Below are 15,476 nucleotides of genomic sequence, written 5' to 3' on the forward strand. Positions count from 1 at the left end.
GTTATGCCCTTTAATTTATTAACCTTTTTATATGCGTTTGAAACGGCCGACAATTTCAACTGTTTCAGTAATGTTCATAAATGCTTTGTTATCCACTTGACGGATAATACGTTTCATTTCGCCTAACTCATAGCGAGTCACGACAGTGTAAATCATTTTTTTCTTATGGTTTGTATAGCCGCCGACAGCGTCTACCATTGTCACCCCGCGTATGCCGTGATGTAGTAGTGCGCTTTTTATTTCCTCGCCTTTTTCTGTAATAGTCATTATCGTTAATTTAATATGTTTCGTATGCACAGCGTCGATAACTTTGCTGACTACAAATCGACTAATTAACGTATAAAGTGTAATATCCCATCCGAAAATAAAACCTGCTGCTACAAGTAAGATTAAGTTGAATACAAATATGATTGCTCCAATTGAAACATCTCGATATTTCGCTACAATCAATCCAACAACATCAAAACCACCTGTTGAAGAAGCAAATCGGAATATAATTCCTGAAGCTGCTCCGCAGATAACACCACCGAATACAGAAGAAAGTAAAATATCGTCTGAAACTTGGTGTACCGGGATAATGTTCATCGCTAACGATGACACAGCTACAAAGTAAGCTGTTAAAAAGGTTGTCTTCTTGCCTAAGTAAAAGTGACTTAAAATAAGAAGAGGAATGTTTAGTAAAAAGATAAGTGCACCGATATTGTAGTGCATTAAATAACCGATAATCATCCCTACACCAGCGAATCCACCGCTAATCATATTATGCGGGATAAAAAACATATTCATAGAAATTGCATACAAAATAGAAGCTATAAAAATAACAACCAACTGTATCATAAATTCTAAGTGAAATGTTTTAGCTGCTGGGAAGGATAAAAAGGCGGTGTCGGGAACGTAATCGGCGTCTCCTAGTTGACCCATAGTATGTTTCATCTCCATATTCATTTTTGATTACAAGAAGAGAATAAAGGTTTTTTCAAAAACTGGCAATAGTTTTATTATAATGCAAAAATTTTATAAATTTCTAATAAATCAAGCCTATTCATTGATGTGTGTGAATATGCTAAAGAAAGCGAATACAACGTTTCTTAATTATTGTTTTCTTGAGAAAATATGCAAAATACTTTTTTTGAAAATAAAAGGAAATAGAGAATATTTGCCCGATGTGCTAAAATGACCTTATTAAGGATGTGAAGCGATGGAATTTTTATTGCAGGATGCAATTCTATATATATCGTTTGTAACGACGGCACTTTGTTTATTAGAAGTTTTCTTCCTTGCTAATGTTTCTCGCTTTGTGCGTCAACAAGCATCAAGCGGTAGACAAAGAGCTTTTGCGTTAGTTGATACATGTGAAGATAGTGCGGGAAATGTACCGCTATTTTCTATTTTTTATAAATATGGAATGATTCGTTCTGTACGCAGACAAGAATCAAGTGAAGAGAATGACGAGGTCGGTCCGTATACGCCAATGTTTCGCTAAATAATTACGAAACATTGGAGGAATGAACATGTTAAAATCATACCGAGCTGTGCTCGTTAGTTTATCATTATTATTTGTTTTTGTTTTATCTGGTTGCAGTAATGCGGCCCCAATTGATGCACATAGTACTGGGATTTGGGATCATTATTTTGTATATCCAATCTCGTTTATGATTCAATTTGTTGCTCATCATATACCTGGAGCTAGCTTTGGGATTGCTATCATTATTATCACGCTCGTTATTCGTTCAGCAATGATTCCATTAGCTGTTTCGCAATATCGCAGCCAAGCGAAAATGAAGAAAATGCAACCTGAATTGCAGAAGCTAAAGAAAAAGTACGGTGATGTAAGCAAAGACCTTGAAAAACAAAAGCAGTATCAAAAAGAAATGTCAGAACTAATGAAATCAGGCGGTTGGAATCCACTTGCTGGTTGCTGGCCATTATTAATACAAATGCCGATTTTCTCTGCTTTGTATTATGCGATTAGCAGAACTGAAGAGATTCGCACATCTTCGTTTTTATGGGTGAACCTAGGACATGCAGATCCATATCATATATTACCGATTATTGCAGCGTTAACGACATTTATTCAGATGAAAGTTTTCCAATCGAATATTACACCTGGAGAACAAGTACAGATGCTAAAGATGCAGCAAATTATGATGCCGGCAATGATTCTATTTATGGGGTTTGCGGCGCCATCAGGACTTGTGTTGTACTGGATAACAGGTAACTTATTTACAATGACACAAACAATTGTATTAAGAAAAATAATGGAACGTGAAGAATTACAATTACAAAAGGCTTAGAGAAACACCGCTCATTACGAGCGGTGTTTTTTTTGTTAAGTCGTTAAGGAAATGTTAAGAAATCGACATTACTATAGGCATTGTATACGAAAGTGTACATGCATTAGAAATATGAAGGAGGAAATTTCCTATGAAGAAGAAAACAGTTGGGTATTTAGCGATTGCAGGTGCGTTATCATTCGGAATTATTGGAGGAGTCGGCATTCCGGCATTCGCGGCAACGAATACTCCAGCAGTGGATCAGCCTGCAAAAACGGCGAAAAAGGATTTGGATGACGCTACAAAACAAAAAGTAAAAACAATTATGGATGATACAAAGAAACAGTTAGAGGAACTAGGTGTAAAGCTTCCAGAGAAAGAGAAGCGTAAAGACATGTTTGCAGGATTAGATGAACAGGCGAAAGAAAAAGCGAAGTCAATTTTAGAGCAAGAGAAGTCTGGTAAATTAACACGAGAACAAGCAAAAGAAGAATTAACAAAATTAGGCGTGAAGTTCCCGGAAAAGGGTAAGCACAAAGAAATGTTTGCGGGATTAGATGAACAGGCGAAAGAAAAAGCGAAGTCCATTTTAGAGCAAGAAAAGTCCGGAAAATTAACACGAGAACAAGCAAAAGAGGAATTAACAAAGCTAGGCGTGAAAATGCCGGAGAAAGGTAAGCATGGAGATATGTTTGCTAACTTAGATGAACAGACAAAAGAGAAAGCGAAGTCAATTTTAGAGCAAAAGAAATCCGGAAAATTAACGCATGAGCAAGCAAAAGAAGAATTAACAAAATTAGGTGTGAAACTTCCAGAGAAAGAGAAGCATGAAGACATCTTTGCTGGATTAGATGAAGCAACAAAAACAAAAGCAAAAGCGATTTTAGACAACGAAAAGAAACAATTAGAGGCATTGAATGTTGATTTACCGCACCATAAGTTTTTTATGAAAAAAGAAGATAAATAATTGATTTATGTATCTTTCGTGTGGGCAACCGGAAGGTACGTGCGGGGACCGATTTCTGTCAGCAGAAATCGGTCCCTTTTAATGATTCAATAAAATTCTTTTCATTGTTAGTATGTATCCGAAGATGCAGTAGAAGATTGCAAAACCGATAAACACTTCCGTATATTGATATTTACCCAATACGTAGAAGGAAACAGCTGGTATAATAGCTACCGCTAAAATGCTATAACCAGGATACTTGTGCCGATGCATGATAGCGAATAGAATAGAGAGAAACGTAGCAATGATACAAAAGACAGCAATCATTATTGGTGCACCTCCTAAATAGATTATACCATTTTTAGGGAAATGGAGAAGTGTCGTACCTTCTGTTATAATATAAGAAGAGAAATATTTCCTATGTTATATAAAAAATATATTGATTTTTTCTAACAATTCAATATAATGAACAATAACTACAAAATTCGACATCAAGAAGTGATGATGAGGACACGATCAATTTTTTACGATTCTCAGAGAGGGAAGCCTTTGGCTGTGAGCTTCCTAATACGAAAAAATGGATTACCACCTCTGAACTGCAGCAGTGAACGAGCATCTAGTAATTGCTTGCCGGCAAAAACCGTTATTTAGACTTGAGAAATTGGTGAAGTGTGTTACTTTACGAATTGAAACAAGGGTGGAACCACGAATACAACACTCGTCCCTTTTTTAGGGAGGAGTGTTTTTTTATTTCATTTTTGCATCACACTAGGATTGGAAGGAGGATACGCAGCATGCATCATGATGAGAAGAACAAAATTGGTTTAACAGTAGCACTTTCTATCGTAGTAGGAACGATTATTGGATCTGGTGTGTTTATGAAACCAGGGAGCGTATTAGATTACTCGGGGAGTTCTAATATGGCCATTCTTGCTTGGGTAATTGGTGGTCTGTTGACGCTAGCAAGTGGTTTAACAGTAGCTGAAATTGGAGCGCAAATCCCGAAAAATGGTGGGTTGTATACGTATTTAGAGGAGATTTACGGAAGTTTTTGGGGATATTTATCAGGTTGGATGCAAACAATTGTTTATGGACCTGCTATTATCGGAACATTAGGTTTATACTTTAGTTCTTTAATGATTAATTTTTTCTATTTAGATAAAGTGTGGAATTTACCAATCGCAATTGGAACGGTTGTGTTCCTTGGCGTTGTAAATAGTATGGGAACAAAATACGGAGGTATCGTTCAAACAATCACGACAATTGGGAAGATGATTCCGATTGTGTTAATTGTTGTGCTAGGTTTCTGGAAAGGGAATAGCGATATCTTTAACGTAGTTGTGCCGATATCGGAAAATCAAAGTATCGGTATGGCAATTTTAGCAACGTTATTTGCTTATGACGGCTGGATTTTACTTGCTTCGATTGGTGGAGAAATGAAGAATCCAACAAAGTTATTACCGAAAGCAATGACAGTAGGGATTTTAATCGTAACGGCTGCTTACGTATTAATTAACTTGGCGTTATTAAATGTATTACCAGCAGCGAAAATTGTAGACCTTGGAGAAAATGCAACAGCGACAGCTGCAGGTATGTTACTTGGAGAATATGGCGGAAAAATTATTAGTATCGGTATTATCGTTTCCATTTTCGGCTGTTTAAATGGAAAGATTTTAACGTTCCCACGTATTCCAATGTCTATGGCAGAGCGTGGACAACTTCCATTTTCTAAGTTTATTGCAAAGGAAAGTCCGAGATTTAAAACACCAGCAAATGCGATTACTGTTGAAATCATTTTAGGGATTATTTTAATGATTATTAGTGATCCGAATAAGCTATCTGAGATTTCCGTATTCATTATTTATATTTTCTACGTAATGACGTTTATTGGTGTCTTTATTTTAAGAAAACGTAATAAGAATAAAGAGCGTGCATATAGTGTACCGTTATTCCCAATCGTACCAATCGTAGCGATTTTAGGTTCAATCTTTGTAATTGGTAGTGCAATTATCAATGATCCGGTAAGTTGTTTCTTATCCATTGGAATTGTCTTTACGGGACTTCCGGTGTATTGGTATTTAAATAAGAAGAAAGAAACAGAATGATGGAAGGGTAGGCGTATAATACGCCTACCTTTTTTACTGTAAAAAATTATACTTGCGTCCACTTTCTATTTTGGTTACTATAGTCGTAGTAACCAAAATGGAAAGCGTGGGGAAAGACTTGAATTTTCGTGTTTATATTTTAGCTATCGCGGCTTTCGTAGTCGGAACGGTTGAGTTAATTATAGGAGGAACGCTCGATTTAGTTGCCAATGATTTAGGAGTATCTATTAGCGCAGCTGGTCAGCTTATAACAATATTTTCGGTAGTATTTGCTTTGTCAGGTCCAGTTTTATTAGCTGTGACAGGGAAGTTTGAAAGAAAAACATTATATGTTGGAGCATTATCGATTTTCTTAATCGGAAATATTATTTCGGCATTTAGTGTGAATTACGGAATGCTAATGTTCTCAAGGGTTATTTGTGCGGCGAGTGGTTCATTAATTATTGCACTATCGGTAACACTTGCTTCTAGTGTTGTAGAACCGCATTTTCGTGCGCGTGCAATTGGAATCATTTTCATGGGAATTAGCGGATCACTCGTACTTGGAGTACCGCTCGGTCTTGTGCTCGGAAATGCATACGGATGGCGTGCACCATTTGTATTAATTTCTGTATTAACAGTTATGGCAATAGCTTGTATTTCATTGTTCTTAACGAAAGTACCACCGACATCGGTATTATCAATAAAAGAACAACTTGCTACTTTAAAAGATAAAAAAATTGTAAGTGCACAGTTAACATCATTTTTGTTTTTAACGGGGCATTTAACATTGTATGCATATTTAACACCGTTTTTAAAAGATGTCATGCATGTTGAAGCAAACTGGATTAGTGTGTTTTACTTTATTTTCGGAATCGCAGCAGTAATTGGTGGCGGATTCGGTGGCTGGCTTGCTGATAAATGGGGATCGAAGAAAAGTATTATTTCTATCATTATCGTATTTGCGTGTGCAATCTTCATACTGCCATTAATGACATTCTCATTCCCGCTCTTCATCATTATGATGGGACTTTGGAGTATGCTGAGCTGGGCGATTTCACCAGCACAGCAAAATTATTTAATTGAAATTGCACCGGAATCAGCTGGTATTCAGCAAGGTTTAAATAACTCTGCGCTTCATTTAGGAATTGCACTCGGTTCAACAGTAGGCGGAGTTGTTATTGAAAAATCATCTGTTATATATAATGCTTGGGTAGGCGGTGGTTTTATTATATTAGCACTGCTTTGCGCGATTTTCTCGATTACGAGAGGACGCTCTACTCAGTTCGTGAAAGAAGAATCTATCGTTTGATAGGTTCTTTTTTAATTTGTAAAAAATTGCAGGTTTTAGTAGAAAGATGGAGAAGGTGTATATAGCGAGGTGAGGTATATGTATACTAATTTTTCAATTATTGGTCTTCTAATTTCAATGCTTCCGTTGTTTCTTATTATTCTTGCACTTAGATGGATTCGTTTCATCTATCAAAATTCAGAGAAACAGGTAGAGCAAAATGAGAAAATCATTGAGCTGTTGATGGAGATAAAGGAACAAAATAAAAAGGAGTCTAAGTGAAAAACTAGACTCCTTTTTATTATTTAATTAGTACCTCAATTTCATCAACAAACTCTTAATTTCCTCATCTTCCATAAAGAGATCGTGGTGCTTCTGGGTGATCTTTGCAAGTGCAACGTCGTGATAGAAAAATTCTGTAAAGAACTTTACGAAAGGTTGTGACATTGTTTTCATCGCTTGCCATGACTCTTGTTCTACGCCAGCAAATAAAATTTCACGATCGTCAACGATGAGTAGCAAGTAGCGCTCTAGTGCATTAGGTTCTTCAGCTGGGATTAGAAAATGCATGTTTTCTAAGTCTGTTTCTACTTCTCCAACAATAAGGGATTCAATTTTAACACCTTGTTTTGCTTTTTGTTCTAGTAAAGGAAGATATTCTAAAAGAGTATCATTCCAAGCTGAAATACGGATTGATTCTTGTGCACTTTCAATGAGTTCTTTACTTTGAACTCGAATAGAAGATTGCATCTTTAAGCTCCACACACGGTCATCTGTAAATGATTTTTTTGATATATTTGTTTCCAGTTCTTTAATATTTGATTGGAATTCTGTCGTTAATTTTTCAATTGCTAGTTTTAGTGGTAATGCTGTATACAATTTTTTCTTTTCTGAAACAGAATCCATTACCATTCCTTTATCGATTAGGCGTGCTAGCACTTCATATATTTTTGCTTTTGGAACACCTGAATGCTTCACAATCGTTGTAGCATCTAATGGTTCATTGCTTGATACGACAACTTCATAAGCCTGGCTTTCATATTGTGAGAAACCGAATTTTTGTAACATAGTTCCCTCCGAACGAATGAGATTATATTTTAAGGATAATGAACTATTTGTTTTTGCACAAGTGGTAGTCCTTTTTCTAATTGTATTAAGGTGAGAATTAATTTCAATTTTTTAATTTTATCTATTATACTTAATATAATGATTAATAAGTTTTTTAATTTAATACGAAGGGGATGCTGGGGGGAAGATGTTAAGAAGTTTACGTTTAAAAATTGCGGTAGTGTTTTCAGTACTTATTTCTATGATGTTCGTAATATTGGGTACAGCTGTGTATCAATTACAGAAAGAAAAGGAAGTGCGTTCCTTAGACGAGTATTCTCAAAATGCGATGGATCTTGTGACAGAGCAACTTACGACATTTGTTCAAAGAACGGATGAAGATATGGGGTATTACGCGAACAGTGAGATGATTCGTAATATACTTCAAGGTGGGGTTACTCCAGAAGAGGAAGCGTTTTTAACGAAAGAGTTTGCGGAGTATAAAAAGAATCATCCTGGTATTTTAGATTTATATATTGGTACGAAAGATAAAAAAACATTAAGTGCCAATCTTGCTGAAGGTGGGCAAGTGCCAGAAGGATATGACCCAACGACAAGACCATGGTATAAAGATTCAGAGGCTGATGTAAAAAAGGTCCATTGGGGACAACCTTCTTATGAAATTGCAACAGGAAAGTTAAGTGTAGGTGTTTCTAAAGCAATTACAGCTCAAGATGGGTCTGTATTAGGCGTTGTTGCGATGGATGTATCGCTTGGTACGATTCAGAAGTTGCTTCACAATATTCAATACAATAATGACGGAGAAATGTTTATTATAAATGATAAAAATATGGCTCTTGTTTATCCAGAAAAGATAGGGAAAGATGTTTCTAAAGAGCCACTTATACAGAGCTTAAATAAAGAGGTAACAAAATATGCGGTCACTACAATAAAAGGTGAAGATGTAGTTGTTTATAGTCAATCATTTGACACGATGAAATGGACGATAGGAATCTTTTATCCGAAAGAAACGATCGATGGGCTATTAAATAGTACGAGAAATACAGTTATTATAATGGCATGTATTAGTTTATTAGTTGGAATCGTAGCTTCCTACTTGTTCTCAAGAAGATTAGCAAGACCACTGCAACTATTAAAGAATCACGTGCAAAAAGTAGCAGAAGGCGATTTAACGCTGCGAATGAAAGTGACAAGTAAAGATGAAGTTGGAGAGTTGACTAAGCACTTTAATGATATGGTTGAACAAATGAATGAAATGGTAAGTAAAATTAAAAACAGCGTATCAACGGTGCAACAATCAACGAATAGTTTACATTATTTAACGAACGAAACAGTAGCGGCTAGTAGAGAAGTTTCAGGAGCGATGGATGATGTGAGCGGAGGAGCTTCTACTCTTGCGAATAGTGTGGATGAAGTTTCAGCTCAGCTCGAGAATATGGCGGAGTCAGTAAAACAAATGAATAGCTCCGTTGGTGAAATAAAAGGAGTGGCTGGCAAAGCGGAAGAGGCATCTAAGCAAGGATTAAATACAATGAGGAATTTAATCCGTACGAGGGGACAATCATCTTCGATTGTTGTTCATACAGAAGAAGCATCGGATAAGTTAGAACAAAGAGTTGGATCGATTCAAAATGTTGTTGAGCTTATAAAAGGTATTTCGGATCAAACAAATTTACTTGCTTTAAATGCATCGATTGAAGCTGCCCGTGCAGGTGAGCAAGGTAAGGGATTTGCGGTTGTTGCTGAAGAGGTTCGGAAATTAGCGGAACAATCAAAAGAGGCAACCGGAGAAATCACAATGATGATTGGTGATGTACAATTAGAAGTAAAAAGGGTTGTAGAAGTTGTAAGTAAATTGAAAGACATTGCAGATGTGCAAAATAAAGTGACGACAGAGGCGGAAATGGAGTTCCGTACAATTATGTCAGTTGTAAATACGATTAGTACTTCAGTTGAAAAAATTGTAGAAGAGGTACATAACATAGGTTATGAGCAAGGGAAAATTACAGCGGTAATGCATACAATTGCTGGTACGAGTCAAGAAAGTGCAGCTGTTTCTGAAGAGGTACATGCTGCAACGGAATCACAGGTGAATCATTTAGAAAAGGTAGCTCACACGATGGAAAGTTTGACAGAACATATGAGAGATTTAGAAAGATTAGTCGAGCAGTTTAAAGTGGAAGAGTAACATATTAGTAAAATGATGAGGATTTCGGTAAAATAGACAATGGATATATAAGAAACGATTATAGGAGGAAGACTACTATGGCAATTGTTGATGTATCGATTATTCCAGTAGGAACAGGTAATCCAAGTGTTAGTGAATATGTAGCAGAAGTACAAAAGGTGCTAGAGAAAAATGCAGATCGCGTGAAGTATCAATTAACACCGATGAATACAATTATTGAAGGAGATCTTCCTGTCATTCTAGAAGTAATTCAACAAATGCATGAAGTTCCATATACGAAAGGTGCACAGCGTGTTGCAACAACTATTCGTATTGATGATCGTCGTGATAAAGTAAGCACAATGGAGAAAAAATTAAACTCTGTTCGATCAAAATTATAAGAAAAAGCAGCGATCTTCGCTGCTTTTTTCATATAGGAGGTAAATAAGATGAGTGAAAAGTTTAATGAACAATTTGACGGGTTGTTAGAGAAATACACGGAATTATTACTTGGAGAGAGCAATGAAGAGAGAAAAGAACAGGTACAGAAGTGGGCACTGTATTCTTACATAGCTAAGACGATGCCAGCTTTAGTAAAGCATTGGAATGAAACTTATCCAGATGCGAAAGAAGAGATGGTACAGTTAATTACAGATATTAAAAGGCTGAATGAAGAGAAGCGAAATGAGCAATAAAAAAACTTGAGGTAAATATAATCGCAAGTTTTCTGTATTAATATCCTTATATAATTTACATGGAATATAAAGGATTTTATAGGCATGTCGAATATTTTCGACATGCCTATTTTATGCCTATTAAACTCCATTTTTCTAAATGTCGAAAAATATTTCAGGTATATTTATAAGCAGAAATATAGGTTTTTAAATGTTTTTATAGTATTTTATAAATTATCTAAATAATTATTTGTATCCAATAATTTTAAACAATGATATAATTTTGAAGAGGGGTAAAAAACAGATAAATTACAGTCATAGGGGTGAATTACATGGAACAATTAATGCGAAATTCGTTTCTTTTCTTATCTAAAAATAAAGCGCTAACAAAACTGGCTAAAAAGTACGGTTTACGCTTTGGTGCAGGTCGCTTCGTCGCAGGGGAGACGATTGAATTAGCGACAGCTGCCATTCAACAATTAAATAAGCAAGGTCTTTGTGTAACAATCGATTATTTAGGTGAATTCGTTGATAATGAAGCGGAAGCAAATGAAATGGCTAACCAATCGATTGAAGCGATCCGTGCAATTGGAAGAGAAGGTCTTGATTCACAGCTTTCTTTAAAGATGACTTCTATGGGATTAGATATCTCTGATGAAATCGTAATGAACAATATGCGCCGTATTTTAGAAGCTGCAAAAGAAAATGGTGTGTTCGTTACAATTGATATGGAAGATTATACACGCTGCGGAAAGACAATTGATATCTTTAAACAGTTAAAATCTGAGTACGATAATATTGGTACTGTTATTCAAGCTTACCTATATCGTACAGAAAAAGATATTGAGGATTTAAATGCTTATAAACCTAATTTACGTCTTGTAAAAGGAGCTTATAAAGAACCTGAAGAAGTGGCGTTCCCGGACAAGAAAGATGTAGATGACAATTATAAAAAGATTATTAAAATGCACTTATTAAATGGAAATTATACTGCAATTGCTTCACATGACGAAGCGATTATTGAATATACAAAAAAACTTGCTGAAGAACATAATATTCCAAGGGATCAATTTGAATTCCAAATGTTATATGGTATTCGTAATGAGCGTCAACTTGAGCTAGTAAAAGAAGGTTACAAAATGCGTGTTTACGTACCTTATGGAAACGACTGGTATGGATATTTCATGCGTCGTCTAGCAGAGCGTCCAGCAAACGTTGCGTTCGTATTAAAAGGTATGGTTAAAAAATAACCAAGGAGAAAATACTCCTTGGTTATTTTAATTGCTGAAATGCATAATGTGCCATTTTCTTCGTATCAGGATATAGTTGCGCGCGAGTAGAAGATAATACGACGTTAATGACGCGTTTACCGTCTTTTTCATCCACTGTTACGACTGTATATTTGCCAAGTGCTGATAGACCGCTTTTACTTCCAATCGCATATGGATCGTCATATAGTTCTTCTCGTCCGTAGTTTGCGATGTTTGGAGAGCGTTCTGAAGTATGTAGAGTTGTACGTGTTGAATTCATATATTCTAAAACAACTGGATACTTTAATGCTTCTTTCGTAATAATAGCAATGTCATATGGCGATACTTTATTTCCAAGTGCATCAGCACCACTTGCGTTCTTGAAAGTCGCATGCTTTGTACCGAGTTCCTTCGCTCTAGCATTCATCATTTTTACAAATTCATTTTTTGATCCTGCAATATGTTCTGCGATGGATTCAGCTATTGGATCTGCACTAATGATAAGCATCAGTTTTAATGCCTCATCACGCTTTAATTTTTCTCCAGCACGAAGTTTAATTTTCTTACTTTGACTTTCTGTTTTAATTGCGTTTTCTGTAACTGTAATTTCTTCATCCTCTTTTACATTCTCTAGTAAAAGAAGGGTTGTCATCATTTTGGCTATACTAGCCGGATAAGAGCGTTCGTCTTCGCGTTTTCCATACAAAACTTCACCTGTGTCTGCATCGATTGTAACTCCATATTGCCCAGTAATATTAGGTTGATCAGCTCTTACAGCTTGTTGCCTTTGTGCATAAGAGAAGAAAATCATCCCTGTAAATAGTGTGGCAATCATTACAATCATAACTATTGTTCGTTTCATTATAATTCCCTCATTTGTTACAAATAAATTGGGCAGAAAAAGCAGCCATTAATCATTATGCCACGTTCTCTGCCCAAAAATATAGCGTTATTTTTCGCCCATATTATGCTTTTTATATTGTTGGTTATTACCTTGACGTCCTTTTTCCACGCCGTGGTTATGCGGACCTGCGTTTCCAGTTACACTAGCTGCACTAATTCCAGCCTTTGAAGGGTTCTTCTTAAGTTTTGCCATATATATTCCTCCAGTTTCGTCAGATTATAAAAAGGGAAAGTGTATTTTAGCGAAGAAAATACATATATAGCATGGGCAAATAAAAGAAAAATATTTATTTCAGAAAATTTTATCAATAAATATATTGCGAAAATTTAAACAGTATCATATATTTATTAGTAGAGGCTCACTCATTGATTGCGACTTATGTCGAAAAATTGAATGAGCATTCATTCAAGAATAGGGGGAGAATTGGATGTTCCAAATTAAAAAGGCTGCTGTTCTAGGTTCAGGCGTAATGGGTTCGGGAATTGCGGCACACTTAGCTAATATTGGTATTCCGACATTATTGCTTGATATTGTACCACCTGCGCTTACGAAAGAAGAAGAAGCGAAGGGACTTACATTAGAACATAAAAGTGTGAGAAATCGTTTTAGTAATACGGCTGTGCAAAAACTATTAAAGCAAAAACCAGCTCCTCTGACAGTGAAAGGAAATTTAGCACTGATTGAAGCAGGTAACTTAGAAGATGACCTTGAGCGTCTAGCTGATGTAGATTGGATTATTGAAGTAGTAGTTGAAAACTTAGATATTAAAAAGAAACTATTTGAAAAAGTAGATGCGGTTCGTAAACCGGGTTCTATCGTAAGCTCGAATACGTCAGGTATTTCAGTTGAAAAAATGGCAGAAGGTCGTTCAGACGACTTCCAGAAACACTTCTTAGGCACACACTTTTTTAACCCACCACGATATTTAAAACTTCTAGAGGTAATACCGACGAAAGAAACAGATCCACAAGTATTAAGCTTCATGAAACTATTTGGCGAAGACGTTCTTGGAAAAGGCGTTGTTATCGCAAAAGATACACCAAACTTTATTGGAAACCGCATCGGTACGTACGGTTTACTTGTTACTCTTCAAGAGATGGTAAAACGCGGCTATAGCATTGGGGAAGTTGATTCTGTAACAGGCCCACTTATTGGTCGTCCGAAGAGCGCAACGTTCCGCACATTAGATGTTGTCGGTTTAGATACATTCGTACACGTTGCAAATAACGTATATGAAAATGTGCAAGAAGAAGAGCGTGATGTATTTAAAGTACCAGCTTTCATGCATGACATGCTGGAGAAAAAATGGCTTGGAAGTAAAACGGGTCAAGGCTTCTTCTTAAAACAAGGAAAAGAAATTTTAGAATTAAATCCTGAAACGATGGAATACGAAGCGCGTAAAAAATTAAAAGCTGCATCCGTAGAGTTAAGTAAACAAGAAAAAGGATTAGCGAATAAATTGAAAGCGCTTGTATACGCAAAAGACCGTGCAGGAGAGTTATTATGGAACATCATTACACCAACTCTTTTATACTCTGCAAAACTTCATAAAGAAATTGCTGACGATATCGTTGCAATTGACCAAGCGATGAAGTGGGGCTTTGGATGGGAGCAAGGGCCATTTGAAGTGTGGGATGCAATCGGCGTTGAAAAATCTGTTCAAAAGATGGAAGAAAACGGCGTAGTTGTTCCTACTTGGGTGAAAGAAATGTTAGAGAAAGGTTTCACTACTTTCTATAAACATGATAACGGCGATAGCTACTATTACGATAATGGCGAATATAAGCTAATCGAGCGTAATAAAAAAGCAATTTCTCTTAAGCAATTAAAAGCGAAAAATGGTGTATTAAAGAAAAATAGCGGAGCGAGCTTAATTGATTTAGGCGACGGCATCCTTTGCTTAGAGTTCCATTCGAAGAGCAATGCAATCGGTATGGATATTACGCAAATGATTAACTACGCTGTTGATGAAGTAGAAAAGAATTATAAAGGTCTTGTTATCGGTAACCAATCGAAGAACTTCTGCGTTGGTGCGAACCTAGCAATGATCTTAATGGAAGCACAAGACGACAACTACTTTGAAATTGAGTTAGTTGTGAAAAACTTCCAAGATGCAATGACGAAAATTAAGTACTCTTCTAAGCCAGTTGTAGCAGCACCATATGGTATGACGCTTGGCGGAGGTACAGAAGTTTGCTTACCAGCAGCGAGCATTCAAGCTTCTAGTGAAACGTATATGGGCTTAGTAGAAGTTGGTGTTGGCTTAATCCCTGGCGGAGGCGGTAATAAAGAGCTATACATTAAACACTTAAACAAAATGGCAAACGGTGTAGAGTTTGATCTGCAAAAAGTTGCAAATAAAGTGTTCGAAACAGTCGCAATGGCGAAAGTTTCAACTTCAGGACAAGAAGCAGTTTCTCATAACTTCTTAGGTGATAAAGATGGTATTAGTGTGAATGGTGATCACTTACTATACGATGCGAAACAGAAAGCACTTGCTTTATATGAAGCTGGTTATAAAGCGCCGATCCGCAAAAAGATACCAGTTGTTGGGGAAACAGGATATGCAACTCTTGCACTTGGTGCGGAAGCAATGCATTTATCTGGTTACATTTCAGAGTACGATCTTCACATTGCTAAGAAACTTGCATATGTCATTGCGGGCGGAAAAGTACCGTACGGAACAGAAGTTGATGAGCAATATTTATTAGATGTAGAACGTGAAGCATTTATTAGCTTAGTAAGTGAGATGAAATCACAAGCAAGAATGCAGCACATGCTTGTAAAAGGAAAGCCATTACGTAACTAATAACGAGGGG

Annotated in this window: 16 protein-coding genes and 1 other annotated feature; of the genes, 11 read left to right on the top strand and 5 right to left on the bottom strand. The window is 36.3% G+C overall.

Annotated features, from left to right (window positions below; translation table 11 throughout):
* Positions 1-27: 27 nt before the first annotated feature.
* The gene (locus ACTFP3_RS26270; RefSeq protein ID WP_000530044.1) at positions 28-921 is read right to left on the bottom strand and encodes a YitT family protein; all 894 of its coding nucleotides are present in this window, start codon (positions 919-921) and stop codon (positions 28-30) included.
* A gap of 277 nt (positions 922-1,198) precedes the next feature.
* Between ACTFP3_RS26270 and ACTFP3_RS26275 the strand changes: the two genes are divergently transcribed.
* The 3 genes from ACTFP3_RS26275 (at position 1,199) to ACTFP3_RS26285 (ending at position 3,240) form a co-directional block, all read left to right on the top strand.
* Positions 1,199-1,483, top strand: coding sequence for a hypothetical protein (locus tag ACTFP3_RS26275; protein WP_000394930.1), 285 nt, complete (start codon positions 1,199-1,201; stop codon positions 1,481-1,483).
* 28 nt (positions 1,484-1,511) lie between these two features.
* Positions 1,512-2,294 carry a membrane protein insertase YidC gene (gene yidC, locus ACTFP3_RS26280; RefSeq protein WP_440011666.1) on the top strand — a complete coding sequence of 261 codons (783 nt, stop codon included), beginning with the start codon at positions 1,512-1,514 and terminating at the stop codon, positions 2,292-2,294.
* A 130-nt stretch (positions 2,295-2,424) separates the two neighbouring features.
* Complete coding sequence (locus ACTFP3_RS26285; protein ID WP_086388930.1) at positions 2,425-3,240, top strand: hypothetical protein; 816 nt, start codon at positions 2,425-2,427, stop codon at positions 3,238-3,240.
* A 78-nt stretch (positions 3,241-3,318) separates the two neighbouring features.
* On the opposite strand, the gene ACTFP3_RS26290 is transcribed toward ACTFP3_RS26285, so the two are convergent.
* Positions 3,319-3,546, bottom strand: a complete 228-nt coding sequence (locus ACTFP3_RS26290; protein ID WP_000562231.1) for a hypothetical protein — start codon at positions 3,544-3,546, stop codon at positions 3,319-3,321.
* A 165-nt stretch (positions 3,547-3,711) separates the two neighbouring features.
* Positions 3,712-3,948, top strand: a binding site (T-box leader).
* A gap of 65 nt (positions 3,949-4,013) precedes the next feature.
* Here ACTFP3_RS26290 and ACTFP3_RS26295 point away from each other — a divergent pair.
* The 3 genes from ACTFP3_RS26295 (at position 4,014) to ACTFP3_RS26305 (ending at position 6,876) form a co-directional block, all read left to right on the top strand.
* Positions 4,014-5,324 (top strand): amino acid permease, encoded by a 1,311-nt coding sequence (locus ACTFP3_RS26295; RefSeq protein ID WP_326035831.1) that lies wholly within the window; start codon positions 4,014-4,016, stop codon positions 5,322-5,324.
* Positions 5,325-5,430: 106 nt separating this feature from the next.
* Positions 5,431-6,615 carry an MFS transporter gene (locus ACTFP3_RS26300; protein ID WP_002026529.1) on the top strand — a complete coding sequence of 395 codons (1,185 nt, stop codon included), beginning with the start codon at positions 5,431-5,433 and terminating at the stop codon, positions 6,613-6,615.
* Between the two features lie 78 nt (positions 6,616-6,693).
* A complete protein-coding gene (locus ACTFP3_RS26305) occupies positions 6,694-6,876 on the top strand; it encodes a hypothetical protein (protein WP_326035832.1) in 183 nt (60 codons plus the stop codon).
* Positions 6,877-6,903: 27 nt separating this feature from the next.
* On the opposite strand, the gene ACTFP3_RS26310 is transcribed toward ACTFP3_RS26305, so the two are convergent.
* Complete coding sequence (locus tag ACTFP3_RS26310; protein ID WP_375363890.1) at positions 6,904-7,662, bottom strand: TrmB family transcriptional regulator; 759 nt, start codon at positions 7,660-7,662, stop codon at positions 6,904-6,906.
* Positions 7,663-7,849: 187 nt separating this feature from the next.
* Between ACTFP3_RS26310 and ACTFP3_RS26315 the strand changes: the two genes are divergently transcribed.
* The 4 genes from ACTFP3_RS26315 (at position 7,850) to ACTFP3_RS26330 (ending at position 11,753) form a co-directional block, all read left to right on the top strand.
* The gene (locus ACTFP3_RS26315) at positions 7,850-9,850 is read left to right on the top strand and encodes a methyl-accepting chemotaxis protein (RefSeq protein ID WP_440011669.1); all 2,001 of its coding nucleotides are present in this window, start codon (positions 7,850-7,852) and stop codon (positions 9,848-9,850) included.
* Between the two features lie 77 nt (positions 9,851-9,927).
* Positions 9,928-10,230 (top strand): MTH1187 family thiamine-binding protein, encoded by a 303-nt coding sequence (locus ACTFP3_RS26320; protein ID WP_001018860.1) that lies wholly within the window; start codon positions 9,928-9,930, stop codon positions 10,228-10,230.
* Between the two features lie 48 nt (positions 10,231-10,278).
* Positions 10,279-10,524 carry a YusU family protein gene (locus tag ACTFP3_RS26325; protein WP_001290594.1) on the top strand — a complete coding sequence of 82 codons (246 nt, stop codon included), beginning with the start codon at positions 10,279-10,281 and terminating at the stop codon, positions 10,522-10,524.
* A gap of 311 nt (positions 10,525-10,835) precedes the next feature.
* Complete coding sequence (locus tag ACTFP3_RS26330; RefSeq protein WP_000436783.1) at positions 10,836-11,753, top strand: proline dehydrogenase family protein; 918 nt, start codon at positions 10,836-10,838, stop codon at positions 11,751-11,753.
* 22 nt (positions 11,754-11,775) lie between these two features.
* Here ACTFP3_RS26330 and ACTFP3_RS26335 read toward each other — a convergent pair whose 3' ends face one another.
* Both ACTFP3_RS26335 and ACTFP3_RS26340 read right to left on the bottom strand, forming a co-directional pair.
* Positions 11,776-12,615 (bottom strand): D-alanyl-D-alanine carboxypeptidase family protein, encoded by an 840-nt coding sequence (locus tag ACTFP3_RS26335; RefSeq protein WP_000831462.1) that lies wholly within the window; start codon positions 12,613-12,615, stop codon positions 11,776-11,778.
* An 87-nt stretch (positions 12,616-12,702) separates the two neighbouring features.
* The gene (locus ACTFP3_RS26340; protein WP_001096344.1) at positions 12,703-12,849 is read right to left on the bottom strand and encodes a YuzL family protein; all 147 of its coding nucleotides are present in this window, start codon (positions 12,847-12,849) and stop codon (positions 12,703-12,705) included.
* 235 nt (positions 12,850-13,084) lie between these two features.
* Between ACTFP3_RS26340 and ACTFP3_RS26345 the strand changes: the two genes are divergently transcribed.
* The gene (locus ACTFP3_RS26345; protein ID WP_000486377.1) at positions 13,085-15,466 is read left to right on the top strand and encodes a 3-hydroxyacyl-CoA dehydrogenase/enoyl-CoA hydratase family protein; all 2,382 of its coding nucleotides are present in this window, start codon (positions 13,085-13,087) and stop codon (positions 15,464-15,466) included.
* Positions 15,467-15,476: the final 10 nt, after the last annotated feature.

The organism is Bacillus cereus group sp. MYBK5-2, assembly GCF_051915685.1.
GTDB classification, from domain to species: domain Bacteria; phylum Bacillota; class Bacilli; order Bacillales; family Bacillaceae_G; genus Bacillus_A; species Bacillus_A cereus.